General features: G+C 35.9%; 14 protein-coding genes and 3 pseudogenes. 7 read left to right on the top strand and 10 right to left on the bottom strand.

Annotated features, from left to right (window positions below; translation table 11 throughout):
- Positions 1–1,748 (top strand): FtsX-like permease family protein (locus ACMZ42_RS19700; protein ID WP_415732472.1); only part of this gene is annotated, 1,748 nt, incomplete at its 5' end.
- Positions 1,749–1,897: 149 nt separating this feature from the next.
- Here ACMZ42_RS19700 and ACMZ42_RS19695 read toward each other — a convergent pair.
- Positions 1,898–3,859 carry a methyl-accepting chemotaxis protein gene (locus ACMZ42_RS19695; RefSeq protein ID WP_415732471.1) on the bottom strand — a complete coding sequence of 654 codons (1,962 nt, stop codon included), beginning with the start codon at positions 3,857–3,859 and terminating at the stop codon, positions 1,898–1,900.
- 327 nt (positions 3,860–4,186) lie between these two features.
- On the opposite strand from ACMZ42_RS19695, the pseudogene ACMZ42_RS19690 reads away from it, so the two are divergent.
- The 3 genes and pseudogenes from ACMZ42_RS19690 to ACMZ42_RS19680 form a co-directional block, all read left to right on the top strand.
- Positions 4,187–4,459: pseudogene (locus tag ACMZ42_RS19690) on the top strand (IS3 family transposase); the annotation flags it as partial.
- A 252-nt stretch (positions 4,460–4,711) separates the two neighbouring features.
- Positions 4,712–5,380 carry a lipoprotein BA_5634 family protein gene (locus ACMZ42_RS19685; RefSeq protein ID WP_415732470.1) on the top strand — a complete coding sequence of 223 codons (669 nt, stop codon included), beginning with the start codon at positions 4,712–4,714 and terminating at the stop codon, positions 5,378–5,380.
- Positions 5,381–5,400: 20 nt separating this feature from the next.
- Positions 5,401–5,766, top strand: coding sequence for a hypothetical protein (locus tag ACMZ42_RS19680; protein WP_415732469.1), 366 nt, complete (start codon positions 5,401–5,403; stop codon positions 5,764–5,766).
- Positions 5,767–6,304: 538 nt separating this feature from the next.
- Here ACMZ42_RS19680 and ACMZ42_RS19675 read toward each other — a convergent pair.
- The 8 genes and pseudogenes from ACMZ42_RS19675 to ACMZ42_RS19640 form a co-directional block, all read right to left on the bottom strand.
- Positions 6,305–7,735 carry a DHA2 family efflux MFS transporter permease subunit gene (locus ACMZ42_RS19675; RefSeq protein ID WP_415732468.1) on the bottom strand — a complete coding sequence of 477 codons (1,431 nt, stop codon included), beginning with the start codon at positions 7,733–7,735 and terminating at the stop codon, positions 6,305–6,307.
- Between the two features lie 214 nt (positions 7,736–7,949).
- Entirely contained in the window at positions 7,950–8,093 is a 144-nt protein-coding gene (locus tag ACMZ42_RS19670) for an iron chelate uptake ABC transporter family permease subunit (RefSeq protein ID WP_415732476.1), read from the bottom strand.
- 259 nt (positions 8,094–8,352) lie between these two features.
- Positions 8,353–8,649 (bottom strand): annotated as a pseudogene (locus ACMZ42_RS19665) (iron chelate uptake ABC transporter family permease subunit); the annotation flags it as partial.
- Positions 8,650–8,668: 19 nt separating this feature from the next.
- Positions 8,669–9,664, bottom strand: a complete 996-nt coding sequence (locus tag ACMZ42_RS19660) for an ABC transporter substrate-binding protein (RefSeq protein ID WP_415732467.1) — start codon at positions 9,662–9,664, stop codon at positions 8,669–8,671.
- Positions 9,657–11,018 (bottom strand): NtaA/DmoA family FMN-dependent monooxygenase, encoded by a 1,362-nt coding sequence (locus ACMZ42_RS19655; RefSeq protein WP_415732475.1) that lies wholly within the window; start codon positions 11,016–11,018, stop codon positions 9,657–9,659. The genes ACMZ42_RS19660 and ACMZ42_RS19655 overlap by 8 nt, the downstream gene beginning before the upstream one ends.
- 292 nt (positions 11,019–11,310) lie before the next feature.
- Positions 11,311–12,141 carry a helix-turn-helix domain-containing protein gene (locus tag ACMZ42_RS19650; RefSeq protein WP_415732466.1) on the bottom strand — a complete coding sequence of 277 codons (831 nt, stop codon included), beginning with the start codon at positions 12,139–12,141 and terminating at the stop codon, positions 11,311–11,313.
- Positions 12,142–12,602: 461 nt separating this feature from the next.
- Positions 12,603–12,806 (bottom strand): annotated as a pseudogene (locus tag ACMZ42_RS19645) (UV damage repair protein UvrX); the annotation flags it as partial.
- Positions 12,803–13,024, bottom strand: coding sequence for a transcriptional regulator (locus ACMZ42_RS19640; protein WP_402870492.1), 222 nt, complete (start codon positions 13,022–13,024; stop codon positions 12,803–12,805). The pseudogene ACMZ42_RS19645 and the gene ACMZ42_RS19640, both read right to left, overlap by 4 nt.
- Positions 13,025–13,352: 328 nt before the next feature.
- Between ACMZ42_RS19640 and ACMZ42_RS19635 the strand changes: the two genes are divergently transcribed.
- The 3 genes from ACMZ42_RS19635 (at position 13,353) to ACMZ42_RS19625 (ending at position 15,326) form a co-directional block, all read left to right on the top strand.
- Positions 13,353–14,048: a cupin domain-containing protein gene (locus tag ACMZ42_RS19635; protein ID WP_415732474.1), complete on the top strand. Its 696-nt coding sequence runs from the start codon at positions 13,353–13,355 to the stop codon at positions 14,046–14,048.
- 152 nt (positions 14,049–14,200) lie between these two features.
- Positions 14,201–14,488 carry a hypothetical protein gene (locus ACMZ42_RS19630; RefSeq protein ID WP_370081077.1) on the top strand — a complete coding sequence of 96 codons (288 nt, stop codon included), beginning with the start codon at positions 14,201–14,203 and terminating at the stop codon, positions 14,486–14,488.
- 352 nt (positions 14,489–14,840) lie between these two features.
- Positions 14,841–15,326 (top strand): DUF3231 family protein, encoded by a 486-nt coding sequence (locus ACMZ42_RS19625; RefSeq protein ID WP_415732465.1) that lies wholly within the window; start codon positions 14,841–14,843, stop codon positions 15,324–15,326.
- Between the two features lie 118 nt (positions 15,327–15,444).
- Here the strand turns inward: ACMZ42_RS19625 and ACMZ42_RS19620 are convergent, their stop codons facing one another.
- Complete coding sequence (locus tag ACMZ42_RS19620) at positions 15,445–18,051, bottom strand: cation-translocating P-type ATPase (protein WP_402870487.1); 2,607 nt, start codon at positions 18,049–18,051, stop codon at positions 15,445–15,447.
- Positions 18,052–18,394 lie beyond the last annotated feature (343 nt).

Genomic DNA, 18,394 nt, shown 5'->3' with positions numbered 1-18,394 from the left:
ATATAGGATTACAGACATCTCAATATATAATATTTATATTTTCGTTTTTCTTTCTATTGTACTCAGTAGGTACGTTTCTAAAAAAAAGAAACAAGGAATTTGGACTCCTTCTTCTTCTTGGCATTTCTCCAAGGCAAATGAATAAGCTAATATTTATTGAAAATATGCTCATTGGTATGACTGCCATTGTTTTTGGAGTCTTTATAGGTCTAATTTTATCTAAACTAATTTTAATAATAGTTGCTAATATTTTAGGGATTTATAAAGGATTAGTATTTTATTTACCCATAAAAGCGATGTTGCTGACTATTTCTGCATTCATGCTGTTATTTTTAACTATTTCAGTACTAACGACTAAAATTGTGGGAATAGAACAGCCGATTGAACTATTAAGATCTGATAAGAAACCAAAAGTACAGCCTAAATCATCTAAAGCTTTATCTTTTCTTTCAATAACATTCATATTACTTGGATATTTTGTTGAATTTTATTACACTTCTCATACAAATTTATTTATTTTGATACCAATGGGTGTTTTTCTGGTAGTAATAGGAACTTATTTTTTGTTTTCCCAATTTAGCATATACACATTAAACTTTTTAAAACGTAAGGAAAATATATATTTTAAAAAAGTTAATCTTCTCACTATATCAGAGTTAGTATATCGTATGAAAGACAACGCAATTTTGTTTTTTATGATATCAATTATTTCAGCTATTGCCTTTACAGGAATAGGCACCTTTATGTCTCTCGGAAATCCAGGGTTATCTGAGATGACTAATCCCTTTTCCTACACTTACATCTCTTCTCCTGAAAATAAACAAGAAGAAAAACATCTTCTAGAGATTAATAAAAAGTTAAAAGAAGCTGAATTTTCATATCGTACAGTGACAGTTGCTCCTAAAGAAATGCAAAACAATCTCCTTGTTTTTAGTTTAACGGATTTTAACCATATCGCTACTATACTTGGACAACCTAAAGAAACTCTTAAAGATGAAAATCAAACCATATTAGTTCCTACTACAGTTGCTGAGCTAAAAAAATTCAAAAATAAAGAAAATATTAATAACACCATCAACTTAGTTCAAAGAGATACAGATATTCATTTACGTGTCAAAAAAACAGTCCCCTACCTCGGATGGGATGGAAAAGACGCTGGTAAAAGAATGATTGTTGTTTCTGATAAAATGTTTAAAAAAATCCCACTAGGTCAGAATGAGGATACACTATGGAATTATCATTTGTTTACCGTCAAGGGTTGGGAGAAATCAGAAGAAATCACTAAACAATTAGAGAATTCTTTTCCTATATATGAAGAGGGAAAATATGCTTTTAAAGCTTTGGTAGTACAATGGTTAGTTGAAAAACAAGAAAATGGGATGTTAATTATTACAAGTGCACTAGTTGGAATTTTATTTTTCACCTTTGCTGCAAGTTTCCTTTACTCACGTCTGTATACTGATTTAGAAAGAGATAAACATCAATACATGAGTATCGCGAAAATTGGATTAACAAAAAATGAACTAAAAAAAGTAATAACACGCCAACTTTGTATCATGTTCTTTTTACCAATTGTAATAGCTTTACTTCATAGTATTATTGCATTTATTGCAATACAGAAGCTCGTCTCATTTTCTATTGTAATGGATTCGGTCTTTTTACTAACATTCTTTTTATCTCTACAAGTTATGTACTTTTTTGTTGTTCGTTGGCGCTACCTTCGTTATCTTAATAAAGAAATTATGTAATTTTAATTGAGCTCAGAAATTAATAATCTTTGCTTTTTGATTAAATGTACCCTATAAGAAAGACTCTAAAAAAAGTTTCTCTTATAGGGTACTTTTATTTATATGCGAAACATTGGAAGATGTAAAAAAGAATGTTATATCTGATTCTGTTAATATTTAAATTTACTAATGAGCTGTTTTAATACGTCTGCCATATGCGCAAGAGCTTGTGCAGAAGCATTAATTTCTTCCATCGAAGCTAATTGTTCCTCTGTAGACGCTGCAACGTCCTCTGAAGCAGATGCATTTCCTTGTGCGGAGAATGCCAAATTCTCCGTAATAGCCGTCACGTCTTGTACACTTGCGGACATTTGTTCAGACGCAGATGATACCTCTTCCATTTTAGGAGTTATTTTATCCATGCTTGTTTTAATCACTTGGAATTTCGCGATGGCTTCATCCGATACATGTAGTCCATTTTGAACATCCTCTGTAACTTTTGCCATGATGTTTACAGATTGTTCTGTTTCTAACTGAATGCCATGGATTAGCTCGAAAATTTGTTGTGCAGATTCCTGTGATTGCTCCGCTAGCTTTCTTACTTCATCAGCAACAACCGCAAAGCCTTTACCATGCTCCCCTGCTCTTGCTGCTTCAATTGCTGCATTGAGAGCCAGTAAGTTAGTTTGATCTGCAATGCTTGTAATTACATCTAAAATGGACGTAATTTGCTTAGAGCGTTCATGTAATGTTTGAATTTTCGTGTTTGAATCGGTCACCGATACATGAATAGACTGCATTTGATCTTTTGTATCCTGGACTGCCTTTCCACCTTCATCTGCCTGCAGCGTTGCATGCTGTGAAAGATCTGTCACAATAGAAGAAATCTCTGCAATATGAAGAATGGCCTTAGAAAGTTCCTGTAACGATTCTGCATTCTTGTTGGCACTCGTCGTTTGCGTGTCTGCGCTCGTAGCAACATCTTGTATCGAAATGGCTACCTTTTCTGTAGCAATGCTTGTTTGATTAGCATTGGCTGTTAGCTCTTCTGCCGACGATGCTACCTCTTCAGCATTTTGTTCAATTTTTTGAATAAGTGTTCTTAAACTGTCTTGCATATCATTAAAGGCTTGTCCTAGCTGTCCAATCTCATCATGAGAGGTAATCGTTACTTTCTCCGTTAAATCGCCTTTACTAATGGTTACTGCACTATCTCTTAGCAATCTAATTGGTTTTATGATTGTCTTCATAACAAAAAAGAATACAATCGTACTGATTACAATCGCAGCGATTAGTACAAGAAACGTTCTATATAAAATGGATGATGCTGATTGTTTAATTTCCTTTGTAAAAATTGTTCCAGTGATTTTCCAATTTGTCAATTCATCCGTTGTAAAGAACAAAATACGGTCATCCCCATCGAAGACATAATCATACGTGCCAGATTTGCTGTCGTACATTTGATTAAGGAAGCTTTCGTTTAATTCCTTACCTGCCTCTAATGTAGGATGTGAAATGACCAAATTATTGTCACCAAAAATAGAAGAATAGCCATTTTTCCCTATTTTGATTGAATTTGCAATTTTTTGAAGGTCTGTCAATTTTATATCAAGTGCCATTACCCCAGATTGATCTTTTACCTGACGAGCAATTGTAACGACCATATCCCCAGTTTCAACATCCATATAAGGATTCGTTATTAAAGTTTCACCCTTTAATGCTGTCGCCTCTTTATACCAGTCTCGTTCTAAAGGATTATAATCCGCAATATTCAATTTTGGTTCTGATATCATTGTCCCCTCATTCGTTCCGATATAAATACTTGATACATCTGGATTCCTCTCCAAATATTGATGGAAATTTGTTATTATTGCTTTTTCCTGCTGTTCATACTTAGAAGAGTCTACTTCCTCGCTAAAAACAGTCATGTCGTTTATTTTTTCACTTATCTTATTGTCAATTAATGTATTTAAAATTTTTACACTTTCATTCGCACTAAAGAGTATTTCTTTTTTTATCGAATCTTTTGCTGAAAGATACGATAAACTCCCTACGGAAATAACCGGAATTAGTAAGATTAGAGCAAATAATGTGTACAGCTTACCCTTAAAGGTTCCAAATAATTTTTTCATAAACCGTTCTCCTTTTGTTTTTATTAGTTTTTAAGATGCGTATTTTGTACAATTTTGTGGTTTCTTTTTAGACACAAAAAGAATACCGCCCCTATTCTGTTCACAACCTTCCCTTATTTTTTCGTTTAAATTTCCACCCTAAGCTTTTATCGGACGAAATACTTAAATCCAAAACCCCTTTTTCATTTTTTTGATTTTTCTAACATAAAACCTTCTATTTTTGCACTTCTTCATCATTCAAGTAAAACTAGAACCCCTACATACCGCCCTGAATACAATAAGGAATTTGAAGAAGAAAGATATCAAACTAACGGAAGGTGTATTTATCACTCGGATCAAGGCTTCCACTATACCAATCCTCAGTTCCAAAAGCTTGTACAGAAAATGGGACTAAATCAATCCATGTCACATCGAGGCAACTGTTGGGATAACCCACCACAAGAATCGTTTTTTGGTTATTTTAAAGATGAAACAAATATTAAACATTAGAAGATGTAATAAAAGAAATAAGAAGTTTATTTGTCCTATTACAACCATTATCTTGACCAATGGAACTTAAAAAAGATGACGACTGTACGATACAGACATCACCCCCTTTAAGTTGACAGAATTTTTTAAATATACTTCGTTAAAGGTACTTTTTAGATAAGGTTGGATTTTTTTTAGAGCAATCACCTACTCTAACGAAACTTTTAGAAATCTAAAAGTTTTGTTAGATACGTTATAGGTACTTCGATAGGAAATAGTAAGGACTAATATTAAACTCCATATTAGAGAAACAAAATAAATTAAATAGTAGTGATGAAATTAAATCAAATTTATCTATTACTAATCTAATTATGGAGGGAAAAAATGAATATCATAAAAAATCTGTGTGTTTTTGGTGCTGTATTATCCGGTTTATATTTGGCATTTACATTTACTGAACCAAGAAACGGAATTTTAATCTTAGGTGACAAACAAACAATAGAAGAAATAAAAGTAGATCAAAAAAATAAAGTTAAATCTATAGATTTATATAAAGTTAAGATAACAGAAGATAATGGTCATTCAGTCTTAATTATGGATGAAAGAACAGCGAAAGATATAGTAACAAAAGGAGTATTACGGGAAGGAGAAAATTCCAATATTGCAGTATCAGATCCAATTCACTCATTACCTGAAATAAAAATTAACGATGCGGTGTTACTTGCAGATAAAAAATATCAAAATCGAAAAGAGATAAAAATTGCTGATAAAGAGATAACAGTAAGTTATGGGGGTAATACTTGGTTTGGTCACAGTCGTGATATGGCAAATGAAGAGGTTATTCTAATTGTAAACAATTCTATATTTAATCAGATTCCTGTAGAAGAAATAGATGTGGGGATATTAGAACTTAATAAGGTCTATGGAAATAATAATGGAATTGTTGATATGAATGATGCCAAATCAGTAAAAACAGAAAATGAATTTACACAAATTTTCGAAACTCATTCCGATGGTATAAAATTTTCAAAAAGTTTATCAATTATAAAATAATTTATTAAGGAGAATCTTAAATGGCTGGTATTATAGGACATACAGTTGTTACCACAACAGCTGCTTTAGTATATAGAAGAAAATTAAATATCGCAACACTATTTTCAGGTATGGCATTTCCAGATATTATAACTGAGCTAATTAGTCAAGTACCTCTTATAGGTAATTTAGATGAAAGTTTCATAGGAGGTTTGATTTGTGCTGTATTTTTATCTTTAATAATAATGCTTTGTCTTAAGACATTACCTAAAGCAATGTTCTTATTTACTTATAAACAAGGCATATCATATAAGGTCATTTTCATTTCCGCTCTAGTTGGTACTGAACTACATGTACTTATGGACCTTATTGCTATTAACGGGTGGCTTAATGGAACAATATTGTAATCTAGCACCAAAACATAAATTCTGTTAACAGCTATACTCAAAGAACTTGAGTATACAATTCAACAACACCACAACCAACCTTAAAACATAAAAAAGACTAGCTCGGCTAAATTAGCTTGGCTGGTCTTCTTCTACTATGTAGCTACAGTATTTTAGTCAATTTAGCTGTCTTAGTTTAACTTGCTACTGCTTTGACTGCATTCAAGAAGTAAGCATTTAAAGACATTGGTTACTTTGAAACTATTCCAAATGTTTTTATTCTTCTTTTTATGTAGCTTTAAAATAAAGTTTGTTCAAAAACACACTTTGTAAACTAGTGTATACTGTAAATAAAAGAATCCATTTTGAAAAAAGTTTGTTCAAAATGGATTCTTATCTATCAAATTTAGGTTTCAGTTTTATAAAAAGTTTGATCATTTTTTACCTATGTTACTCCACAGTGATGATAAGGAATGTTCCGTGAAGCGATGCAATAGTGTATCTCTACTTATGGACAGATTTCGAAAAGTTTCTGCGATACGAAGGCTGACATCAAGCCCTATTTAACGTGAGAAGATTTGATGAAGAAGGAAATAATTAAACCAACCATAGCTATAATTAGAGTGAATATAAAGGAGTCCTGTACTCCCGCTGTTAATGAAGCTCTAATTGAAGAAGGGTCAGATAGATCAGTCATATTGTTCATATATCTTTTCTGAGAAGCGGACATAATCGTAATCGCAACTGCAGTGCCAATTGCTCCCGACATTTGCTGTAATGTATTCATTAAAGCAGTACCATCTGGGTAAAGATTTTTAGGTAATTGATTTAGTCCATTTGTCTGAGCAGGCATCAAAACCATCGATACACCTATAAATAGAATGGAGTGCATCACAATCACCATACTAACCGGCGTTTCAATGGTAACGTTTGACATGATCCATAACATGATAAGCATGATTGCAAATCCGGGTATAACAAGTCCTCTTGGTCCGAATTTGTCAAAGATACGCCCTGTGATTGGGGACATTAATCCATTCAGCACACCACCTGGCAACAAAACAAGCCCCGCGGTAAATGCAGTCAATGCTAGTCCTGTTTGCAAATATAATGGCAACAAAATCATCGTGGACATTATTACCGTGAAGCAAATAAATACGGCCAATAAACCTAGAGTAAACATTGGATATTTTAATACACGTAAATCAAGCATAGGTTTATCCATTTTCAATTGTCGCAAAGAAAACAAGGTAAGTGCAGCAAGACCTATAATAATCATCGTGATCACAATCGTACTTCCCCAGCCATTCTCACCCGCGCTGCTAAAGCCATAGACAATTCCTCCAAAACCAATCGAAGATAGAAGAATAGATAATATATCAATTTTGGGTTTAGTTATGGTTGATACATTCTGCATATACACTATACCCGATACCAACGCAAGAATCAGAAAAGGCAAACAAACCCAGAAAATCCAATGCCAAGTCAGTTTTTCAAGAATTAATCCTGAGATTGAGGGTCCAACTGCGGGTGCAAACATAATGACTAACCCTATTAGTCCCATTGTTGCACCTCTCTTATTGACGGGAAAAATCAATAAAATCGAATTAAACATCAGAGGTAGCAATAATCCCGTACCTATAGCTTGAATCACTCGAGAAAACATTAATACTTCGAAGCTTGGTGCAAGAGCTGCGACTAGTGTCCCAATAATTGAAAAAATCAATGACACAATAAATATTTGACGTGTACTAAACCATTGAAGTAAGAGACCCGAGACAGGAACTAATATCCCTAAGGTCAATAAATAACCTGTTGTCAGCCATTGAACCGTGGAAGAACTAATAGAAAATACTTGTATTAAATCCCCGAGAGCCATGTTTAAAGCCGTTTCACTGAACAATCCAATGAAACCAGCAATTAAGAAAGAAATTAATATTGGAGTAGTTTTAATCACTTTTGTTTGTTGTGTTTCTACTGTTAATGACATAAATAATCCACCTAAAATTTTATTTTGTTATAAGCTTGTCGTTAGTCTTAGCAGATTAATTTTAATGGCAATTTCTTCTGCACTTCTTTTTTGGTCAATGAGTGGGTTCCTTCTCTCTTACTCTACTTTCTTTTTTAAACAGCAGATATACGAAATAAGGAACATCGATAATGTAGATCACAAATGCCTACAGGCAGTTCAGCTGGAGCAAAGATCATCTTTCCGATATTACATATTTATAATGAATACCGACTAGTCTTCTAGCCATATGAGGGGCAATTAAGCCAATAAATCCAACACTTCCTGCTACAGATACACATGCGCTAACTAACCCGACGCAGCATAAAAGAAAAATCATTCTTTCCCGGTCTTTCTTTAAACCTATTCCTGGCTGATACCTCATCCAAATTTAATAGGTTAAGTCTGTGCGATTTCCACCAAATGATTGGCGTTAAAATTATTATCCATGGAATACGCTAATATATGAATCCTAGTCGTACTATAAAGGCTGCCTGATAACCAGACAGTCGCCATTTCAAAATCTTGTGGGTCCATCTTTAATGAAATATAAAGAGTAATGGCCCTAAAACCTGAACTAAAGGCGCTCCCTACTAAACATCGGCCACGCCCATAATCGAAGGGGATGCAAGATAATTTCTTGTCATCCCCTTCATTAAAACTCCTGAAACCGCCATGAAGGCACCAACCAATAGCGCCCCTATCACACGCGGAAGGCGCGATGTTTGAATGATTAAATGATCCATATTCTCTGAATCAAAATGAAAAAGCTCCTGTCACATCATTTCATAACTCATTGATTTCGAACCATAGAAAAGAGATACGATTATTGTCACACTGAACAGAATGCATAATATGACAATTAAAACAAACTTATGGCTTAATAACGATTTCATTCCTTCTTGATCCATTCCATTACTTGTTCAGATGCTTTTGCACACTTTCTAAAAACTTGATTCGACTATAAACAGGACCTCCTTCCATGAGCGGATCAACCACATTGACATAAACGTGATCGTGTTTAAAGGCATTAATATTTTGGATAATTGGATTCTTCTTCAAGTCTTCGAATGCATTTTCCGCATCTTTGTTATCATTCGTAGAGAATTGCACAAACAAATAGTCTGGGTTCATTTCTGCCAATTGCTCGGCAGAGATTGCATCTTGCAATTTAGCCATGCCTATCTGATCTGGCATTTCTAAACCGATGTCATTGTATAAAAAGGGGTTAAAGTCTACATTTTTCGCAAAAATGTAAGTTTGCCCTCCGCGTATACGAACAGCGGCTACTTTTTTACCTTGAAGCTTTTCTTTTAATGATGCTTTTACTGCTTGTGTATCTGTTTTATATTGGGATAGAATTTTTTCTGCCTCACCTTGCTTTCCAGTTAATTCAGCCATTAATTTCAAATTGTCTTCCCAGTTTGTAGAAACGTGCGACACCAAAATAGTGGGAGCAATTTTTTGCAATTTCTCCACTACCCCTTTTGGGAACTTGGTTGAACCTAAAATAACGTCTGGCTCTAATTGCAATATCTTCTCAAAGTTAGGTTGTCTTTTTTCACCAATTGATTCCGCCTTACCCGTTACCGAAGCAAACATTTCTGGAAACTTTCCGCCCACCGATATTGCCCCTACTGGATGAACGTCAAGCATTACCGCATCTTCCATCGCTTCCATAGCCCCAGTAATCACAATTTTTTCTGCTTTTTGTGGAACGGTATACTTTTCACCGAGATACTCAATCGTTCTTGTTTCGCTTGTTTCCGTATTGTCCACTTGAGATTGCGCTGAATCTCCGTTGCTGCCGGAGGTTGAGCTTGATTTGCTCTGTTTGTCTCCTCCTCCACATGCAGCCAAAACAATCATGAATGATGCTATCAAACCAACTAGTATAAACTTTTTATTCATTCTTCACCTGAACCCCTTTCAAAACAGTATCCCTATTATCATGATCAGTAATATTAATCCCTAAATGCTCACGCAAGGTGACACCCGTATATTCACTTCTGAACAAACCTCTTTCAACCAATTGCGGCATCAGCTTTTCAAAAAACAGTTTCAAAGATTTTTCTGAACCACCCGGAATAGCTATAAATCCGTCAATAGCTCCAGCCTCAAATCGCTCAATTATATCGTTCAATACGTCTTCAACCGTTCCAACTGAAACCCAGTGAGCAGACCCGACAACCTCTGGCCTTGTTAATACCTCTTCCACTGTAGGCTGATGATTTGTAATATACCGGCGCAACAGCTCAGCATGTGTTCGGCTGCGAACTGGCTGATTCGGATCAGGTAGCATATCCGAAGTTACTTGACGATCCAAAGCAAAGCTACTCAAATCAAGACCCAGTACTGATTTAAGCGATGCATGTCTGCGCTCAATAGTCAAATGTGCGTGTGCGGCCTTATGTAATTCATGGGCTTCCTCGCGAGTTTCGGCCAAGAAAAAATATAAACCTGGCAAAACTTTTATGGCGTCCGGATCGCGCCCATGCTCGATAGCTCTTCTTCTCAGATCATTTCGCAATTCCACTCCCGATTCAAGGTCTGGCATCGCTGCGAAAATAGCATCTGCTATTGAAGAAGCAAAATTTCGTCCTGTATCCGACGCACCTGCTTGAAATAAAGGAATCGGTCCTGATTTATGGGCAGGCAAAGTAAGTGGTCCCTTAACACTAAAAAACTCACCTGAATGATTAATTGGGGAAACCTTATCCTTATCAGAAAACATGCCTGAATCACGATCAATAACAATGGCTTCAGTCGGAAAACTTTCCCAGAGTTTGCGTACGACCTCAGTAAATTCAATTGCTTTCGCATATCTTTCTTGTGATGAAGGCATAGGTGATTCACCGAAATTTTCGGCACCTTCAATAGAAGTGACAATATTCCAGCCAGCACGTCCATTGCTTAGCCAATGCAAAGACTGAAGCTGTCTAGCAACAACATACGGTGGATTAAAAGTCGTAGAAATAGTCGTAACTAACCCGATCCGCTCTGTTTCACGAGCAATCGCTGCAAATATCATAGTAGGGTCAGGACTACCGAAATTAGCGGAATCGCCAAGCATCTGTGGACTAACAAAAAGATAATCCGCCCTGAAAAGAAAATCGAGCTTTGACCTCTCCGCCATCTTTGCCAAATCAATGTAAGGATCAATTGAACCCATTTTTTCCACACCGCTGTCTGGGCGCCGCCAGTCGCCTCCTTTCAACCAAGCAGATAAGACTAACCCAATACATAATTGTCTATTTACAATCAACATTACCAATCCTTCCTATAATTGCGCCCACGAAATACTCTGATCAGATGTTACCTCTAAAAGGCTATAATTAATAATGATTCTCATTATCAAATACAGTGTAGCAAGGTCTGCAACAAATGCAAATACACAAATCACAAATACTATATGCATTATTATCTAATCTAGGTTTACTGAATGATGATTTAGCCGACATGCAAGATAGAGCTGGAAGGAAAGAATGAGACAAAAGGGAAAAAGCCTGCACTCCCGGTTCATCACCAGTTGCAGGCGTAATATATAAATCAGTAACTCAATTTATATGATTATCTAAATTATGTATGTATACAGAGGGAGACACACCAAATTTCTTTTTAAACACTCTACTGAAATATAGCGGATTGGTATAACCAACACTAATAGCAATATCGTGAATGGGAAAATTGCTTACTTTAAGTAAGTCACTCGCTCTTTCCATACGATAATTGATAAGATAGTCGATTGGACGAAATCCAGTATGTTTGTGAAAGAAATAGGAGAAGCGTTTGGGACTCATTGCATGCAGCTCCGCCAATTCGTCGAGTGTCAACGGATTCATATAATGCCGGTGTATGTATGCAATAGCCTCCTCTATCACCCTTTCACTTGGAGAACTGCCACTCTCTCGATGCTTACACCCCACCAAAACTTGATGCATGACACTTAAAAATAACTCCTTGACACGAAGCTTCCCAATACCTCTAAGTGTATTGGCATTCTGATGAAGCATGATAAGTAATTCTAGCACTCTCGGATTTGCTCCCGCTTCCAGTTTGAAATGAGAGTCGCATTCATGACCGCTATATACTTTGTCTAACTTGTCAAATCTATAAAACAGTAAATAGTACTCGTACTCTGATTGACTTAAAACTTGCGCGTCCAGTTGCATGCCTGGAGCCACATGAATTACTGAGCCTGGATGTAATTCATAGACAGTTCCATTCACACTCATTCTAGCCTCTCCACGAATTACAAAAAGAAATCCATGCCGGACAGCCCTAAATTCACTTAGTATACTTTTCGGCTGGATGACTAAACGGTGAACACCTTCTATATCATAGAAACCTCTAGCAAATATCTCGGCTAATTTATCCAAATCTATCATGATAATGCACCTGCTCCCTATCCAAACATTGTACATCTGGGTTACTTTCATTAATGCCAAACAACAAATCTATTTCTCGAGATATCAGCCTAACCGTTATTTGTTGGGGATCCACACAGTCAATATTGCCACCCCTTTCTATATAGTAAAAATAGTTTTGTCCCATGAAGTACTCTAATCAGATATTACCACTAGAAGACTATTAGTTAATAATGATTCTCATTATTAACTAATAGTCTAGCAAGGTCTGCAACAAATGCAAATACACAAATCACAAATGCTATATGCATTATTATCTAATCCATGTTTACTGAAAGATGATTTAGCCGATATTGTAAGAGCCTTGTTAACTTCCACATACAATTTCAATGTTTATTTTCTTCATACATTGTATCTCGATTTAGTCAAAATCGTCAGTCCTTAAGGTTTGGTTTACTATATCTCCTAAAACACGAACATAAACGTCTATTTCCCGTTTTGATTTTAAATTTTTCCTTCATCATTGGTGAGGCTGCCAGTACGATACTACCGGTTGCTCAAAGTTGCCTATAACTGCAATGGGATCTTTCAAGACATCTAAACCTTCTAGCATTGCCATACAGCTTGCGTAAAAGCATTTCATGTCAATAAAAATTGTCCTTGTTCGGCAGATTGTCGTAATTCATATTACCTCACGCTTCCAGTGTGTAGCAGGCATTATTGCTAGAACATTGTTAATAATAAATGTACGCTTTGCCTGCCTCGTAAAGCAAAATGCTGTAAAGGAATCACCAACAATCTTTATGATTTTCACACGCCTTTTCGTAATAACACCAGACTTGGCTACATAGATCATGCTAACTACTTGTTGACGCTGCATTGCTTTTATTAACTGTTCTTTCATCCTCGGTGCTCCTTTTCACTAGCCCTGTTTATATGCAGTGAGCACGACAGAGCCGTTTTCAAAAACAGAACAAACGTTTGTGTTATTATTATACGCACGTACGTTCCTAATTAGAAGAGGGAATTTCAGCTAATTTTTAAGGAGTATTTAGAGGATAAATAAATCCATTTCGCCTTGGCGTAATTGTTGCTGTTACTGTTGTCGCTTCGCTTTCGCACAGAAAACATTGCTGAATGAGGATAGTGGGCGTTCGTGTAAGCCTACAATAGCTTTGTACATATTCTGTGCTTAAGACATGTATTGAAAATTTATTAGAAAGGATGTAATTATTAGTTCAAATATTGACTATACTTCACCATCAACCCAGTTCACTTTTGATGTAAATGACAGCACTCTTTTTAAAAAAGATGATCGGAATTTTATAAATATTCTAGGTGTAGAACAATTAAATACGTTAGAAAATATATCTTTGCTTGATATTTTTCTAAGTAAGAATAAGGTGATAGAGCCTCACTATCATCAAAATGCAGCAGAACTTGTTTATTGTATTTCTGGTGCTGCCATTGTTTCTATATTTAATCCCTTTACAAAAGAGCTTAAAAACTATCCTATCGAGCCTGGCCAAGTCGCCAATGTACCGCAAGGATGGTGGCATTATGAAATAGCTACTGAGAATGACACGCATTTACTAGCTATTTTTAATGCTCCAATACCTGAAGTTATTTTAGGTTCAGATATATTGAAATTTACACCTTCCAATGTTATGGCTCACACGTATTGTTTAGATGAAAATCAGTGGAAGAAAACAACCGCGCCTATTGTACCGTCAACATATATTGGTCCACCTAAAGACTGCAACCGTGTAAAATCAACTTCTGAAAAGCAAAAAGATCAAACGGAGCAAAACGATCCTCATCATAAACATAAAAATAAGTATAGACCTTCACGATTTATGAACCCATATCCGCCATATCAATATCCAAATATGAATCCATATATGAATCCTTATGGCACATATTATTAAGCAATAGTAAAAAAAACGGAAAATCGTAATCGTTCATACGAGTGTATGACTCGACATCATAAGCTCTACACCTTTCATCGCATAAAAATAAATAAAAAGGAAAATCTATATTTTAAGTCATAGCTTCGTTATTACTAAAAGAGGTGTAGAAAATGGAATTATTTCCAGTGATCCATACAAATTTTTGGGATGCTGTAATAGCCGTTCCAGCTGTGTTACTTATTACACAGCTAATTAAGGTGTTTATGCATGTTAAGCCTAAATATGTTCCCGCGATCGCCCTTGTTATTGGCTTGGTTATTTCTATTTTTATTAGCCATAGACATAATCTTATTGCAGGAATATTTATGGGCTTTTTTTATGGTTATGCAGCTATTGGGAATTTTGCTGCATTAAAAACAACTATTAATAGCTTTAAAAGCAAGAAATTAAAGGAATAAACCTTTCACTAGTTCACCAGCCAAAGTTTGGGATGATGTTTGTTAAAAAGCGGATATTGGTGGCCACACCTGATCAGTTTTCGCTAGGACCTGAGCGGATTTCGGGCTGACCTGATCAGTTTTCTCTTAGACCTAAGCAGATCTTGAATCGACCCGAGCAGTTTTCTCTTTGGCCTAAGCGTGTCCTTGGCTAATCGTTTTCACATGGACTACAGCGTCACAGATGAGACCCTGGAGCGCAAACGAAGCGACTCACCGTCATCAACCCTTTTATTGTAAAAAATGATTAGAATTTCATTTATTAGCACATCCTAATCTCATAATTAATGAACGAGAGTTAGGATGTGTAACAATGGAATTGGTGAATGGAAATCTAACATCATTACGCTATAAGGAAATTTTTAAGATATGGACACAGATCGGCGTTAATCATGGCTATATAGCTTCAAATCATGCATTTTTTAAGCACGCCATTGATAAAAAATTGAAAGCTATTATCGTGGATTTTGTGCAATGTTTAAAAGAGGAAAATAAACATCTAACGGTGTTATTAAAGGAAAATGGGGTGCTTGCCCCTACTACATCAATCGACTACAGACAGTTGAAAATGGGCAATATCCGAGGAAAAAAAGCTATTAATGATACAGAAATTAGCACCATTTTATCGATGAATATAGCTTCTTCACTTATTTCAGTTAGTCAAGCTTTAGAAATATCTGTTAAGAAGAAGCATACTGCAAAATATGGAGAACTTCATATGAGGTATGCCACACTTGGCGCAAAGCTAGTGCGACTCAGTAACGACAAAGGCTGGCTACTAGCTCCTACTACACTTTGACACTCCCCTCTAAAGGGGCAAGCTGACTAACGTCAGTGGGATTCTTGCTACCAAAGGCGAAATCTGTAATGTTAAAAAGCTCTCGTTTGAAAGCGAGAGCTTCTATGTTTTTTCCTTCTTATCGCCTTCTTACGAACAACAGCTTGTACCACTGATTCACAAGGAACGGTAGCACAGACAAGCTATAAATAAAGCCTAATTGTGCGGTACTTAATGTGGCAACCTCAAACACACTTGTAAGCATTGGAATAAACAGTACTGCGTGTAAACTTAAAAAACCGATTAAGAATGCAAGCCAAGTATATTTATTCGAAAATAATCCAATGGCGAAGATCGATTCTTTAGCTCTAGAGTTGAAGCCATGCACTAATCGTGACAAGCATAATGTTGTAAATGCCATAGTGCTCGCCGTTAAAGTATCTCCCGTTGACAATCCGATTTCAAAGGCAATAGTTGTCGAAATTGCAATTAGTAATCCCTCGAGTACTACTTGAGTAGTAAATGCTTTATTTAATAATGGTGTATGAATATTTCGGGGCTTGTCCTTCATTGTTTTTTTATTATTCGGCTCTAGACCGATTGCAATCGCCGGTAAACTATCCGTTAGTAAGTTAATAAATAATAGATGCACAGCCGCAAAAGGAACTGGTAGACCTAAAATTGTTGCATATAAAACAACAAAAATGGCACCTGCATTCCCAGATAATAAGAACAAAATAGCGTTTTTAATATTCGTATAGATACTCCTACCGTTTGCAATAGCCTTAACAATCGTTGAAAAATTATCATCTGTTAGTATCATAGAGGAGGCATCCTTAGCGACCTCTGTGCCAGTAACGCCCATTGCCACGCCAATGTCGGCCTGTTTTAGGGCAGGTCCATCATTAACACCATCTCCTGTCATGGCGACGACATGTCCTTTTTCCTGCCACGCTTTAACGATACGAATTTTTTGAGCTGGTGTTACTCGGGCATAAACAGAAAAATCATTAACCTTTTCTTGAAGCTGCTGATCTGTTAGGCCTTCTATTTCATGCCCTTCAATCGCTTCAGAAGGATCATTTAAAATCCCGATTTGATTGGCAATAGCCGTTGCCGTAATTTTATGATCCCCTGTAATCATCACCGGTTTGATCCCAGCTTTTATACATTTTTCAACAGCACCTTTAGATTCTTCTCTTGGCGGATCCATCATCGCAACTAAACCAACAAAGATTAAATCTTTTTCAGCTCTTGCATCAATTGCTTGATTTCCCTTTACCTCTTTGTAGGCAACTGCTAGCACCCTTAACCCATTCATAGAAAAATCACGATTTACCGCTTCGATTTTTTGGCGTTGTTGTTTTGTAATATTAACTATACCTTTTGAAGTTTTTATTTTTATAATTTTAGGGAGAAGGACATCTAATGCTCCTTTTGTAATCATGATAGATTGCTGATTGATATTATTTACAGTACTCATGAGCTTTCTATCTGAATCAAAAGGGATTTCGGCCACTCTTGGATAATGATCTCTTATCTGTAATTCGTCAAAACCATATTGCTTCCCTAGTTTTACGAGTGCAATCTCAGTGGGATCACCGATTTCCTTATCGTCCCTTTCTACAGCATCATTACATAATATTGCCTTTAACATAAGATCTTTCTCAACTGCATTTCCAGTGTATAGCCGATCATGTGGAATCACTTTTTCATCCACATATAACTCTTGTACAACCATTTTATTTTCAGTTAATGTTCCTGTTTTATCTGAACAAATGACAGATACACTGCCAAGACTTTCAACAGCATAAAGCTTTCGAATAATGGCATTTTCCTTTGCCATTTTTTGTGTTCCAAAAGCTAGCACAATGGTAACAATGGAACTTAATGCTTCTGGAATTGCTGCGACGGCAAGTGAAACAGCAAACATAAACGATTCTACTAGCGCACGCCCTCTAACAAGGTCAATCACGAAAATGGCTAAACAGACTAACGTAATCCCTAAAGCTAATTTTTCTCCGAACTGATCCAAACTTACTTGTAAAGGTGTTTTCTTCTCTTTCGCAGTATCGAGTAAATTTGCAATTTTGCCGATTTCCGTTTGCATCCCGATAGCTGTAACCATGACAATACCACGACCTGTTGTCACAAAGCTTCCAGAGTACACCATATTCCTTTTATCAGCAACCGTTACATTGCCTTCCTTAATAGGATCGATACTTTTCGCTACAGCGATTGATTCACCTGTCAGCGAGCTTTCATTGATATGCAAATTATGGCTTTCTAATAATCTACCATCTGCATTTATATAATCGCCAGATTCCAAATACAGAAGATCTCCAACGACAATATCTTCTGAAGAAATCTCTATGAGCTGATTATTTCGCATTACTTTGGCAATCGGAGAGGTTAAGGCTTTTAAATTATCCAAAGACTGTTCTGCCTTTATATGCTGTACAGTACCTAGGATAGCGTTCAATATAACGACAACCATAATCACAATCGTGCTTCCTACTTCCCCTAATAGAAATGAAACGAAAGCAGCGATGATTAAAATAATGACCAATAAATCTTTAAACTGACCAAAGAATACGGCGAATGCACTTGTTTTTTTTCCTTCCTTTAATACATTATAGCCGTATACTTCTTGCCTCTTTTGAACGTCATAATCACTCAATCCTTGATCTGTCACGTTCAAATTTTTCATAACTTCAGCTGATGATTGTTGATGATAGTCTGACATTCGATTCCCCCTCCATTTGAAATTATTAAGTAACTCACAGCAGCCATCCTGTCCCGAATTCCTTCTCACTGACTGAATTCAGGAGAAAATACTGTTATTAGTTAATAAGTTAGATTCCCAACAGTAGACCCCTTTGAATTATCTATCTTAGGCAGAGAGAAACTTATATATCCTAAAAATAGTATTGAATCATCAGACTCTCTATCTACTCGAGCCCCTAAAATACTTTAACTACAACAATCTATTCCTTGCCCTATTCCAGTATGATAATAATCGATATAGAAATTAAATATTTGTTTATAGATGAAAATATAATATAAAGTGAACCTTGAATCAGTGGGGC

Source organism: Lysinibacillus sp. NPDC056185, from assembly GCF_047737915.1.
GTDB lineage: Bacteria > Bacillota > Bacilli > Bacillales_A > Planococcaceae > Lysinibacillus.
The sequence above is the reverse complement of the archived record's forward strand: the minus strand, read 5'-3'. Positions and strand labels throughout refer to the sequence as shown.

Excerpts from the sequence above, each read along its gene's own strand:
- ACMZ42_RS19650 (WP_415732466.1), bottom strand. The coding sequence starts at position 12,141 with ATGATAGATTTGGATAAATTAGCCGAGATATTTGCTAGAGGTTTCTAT.
- ACMZ42_RS19630 (WP_370081077.1), top strand. The coding sequence starts at position 14,201 with ATGGAATTATTTCCAGTGATCCATACAAATTTTTGGGATGCTGTAATA.
- ACMZ42_RS19680 (WP_415732469.1), top strand. The coding sequence starts at position 5,401 with ATGGCTGGTATTATAGGACATACAGTTGTTACCACAACAGCTGCTTTA.
- ACMZ42_RS19660 (WP_415732467.1), bottom strand. The coding sequence starts at position 9,664 with ATGAATAAAAAGTTTATACTAGTTGGTTTGATAGCATCATTCATGATT.
- ACMZ42_RS19625 (WP_415732465.1), top strand. The coding sequence starts at position 14,841 with ATGGAATTGGTGAATGGAAATCTAACATCATTACGCTATAAGGAAATT.
- ACMZ42_RS19695 (WP_415732471.1), bottom strand. The coding sequence starts at position 3,859 with ATGAAAAAATTATTTGGAACCTTTAAGGGTAAGCTGTACACATTATTT.
- ACMZ42_RS19675 (WP_415732468.1), bottom strand. The coding sequence starts at position 7,735 with ATGTCATTAACAGTAGAAACACAACAAACAAAAGTGATTAAAACTACT.
- ACMZ42_RS19640 (WP_402870492.1), bottom strand. The coding sequence starts at position 13,024 with ATGAAAGAACAGTTAATAAAAGCAATGCAGCGTCAACAAGTAGTTAGC.
- ACMZ42_RS19670 (WP_415732476.1), bottom strand. The coding sequence starts at position 8,093 with ATGATTTTTCTTTTATGCTGCGTCGGGTTAGTTAGCGCATGTGTATCT.
- ACMZ42_RS19620 (WP_402870487.1), bottom strand. The coding sequence starts at position 18,051 with ATGTCAGACTATCATCAACAATCATCAGCTGAAGTTATGAAAAATTTG.
- ACMZ42_RS19685 (WP_415732470.1), top strand. The coding sequence starts at position 4,712 with ATGAATATCATAAAAAATCTGTGTGTTTTTGGTGCTGTATTATCCGGT.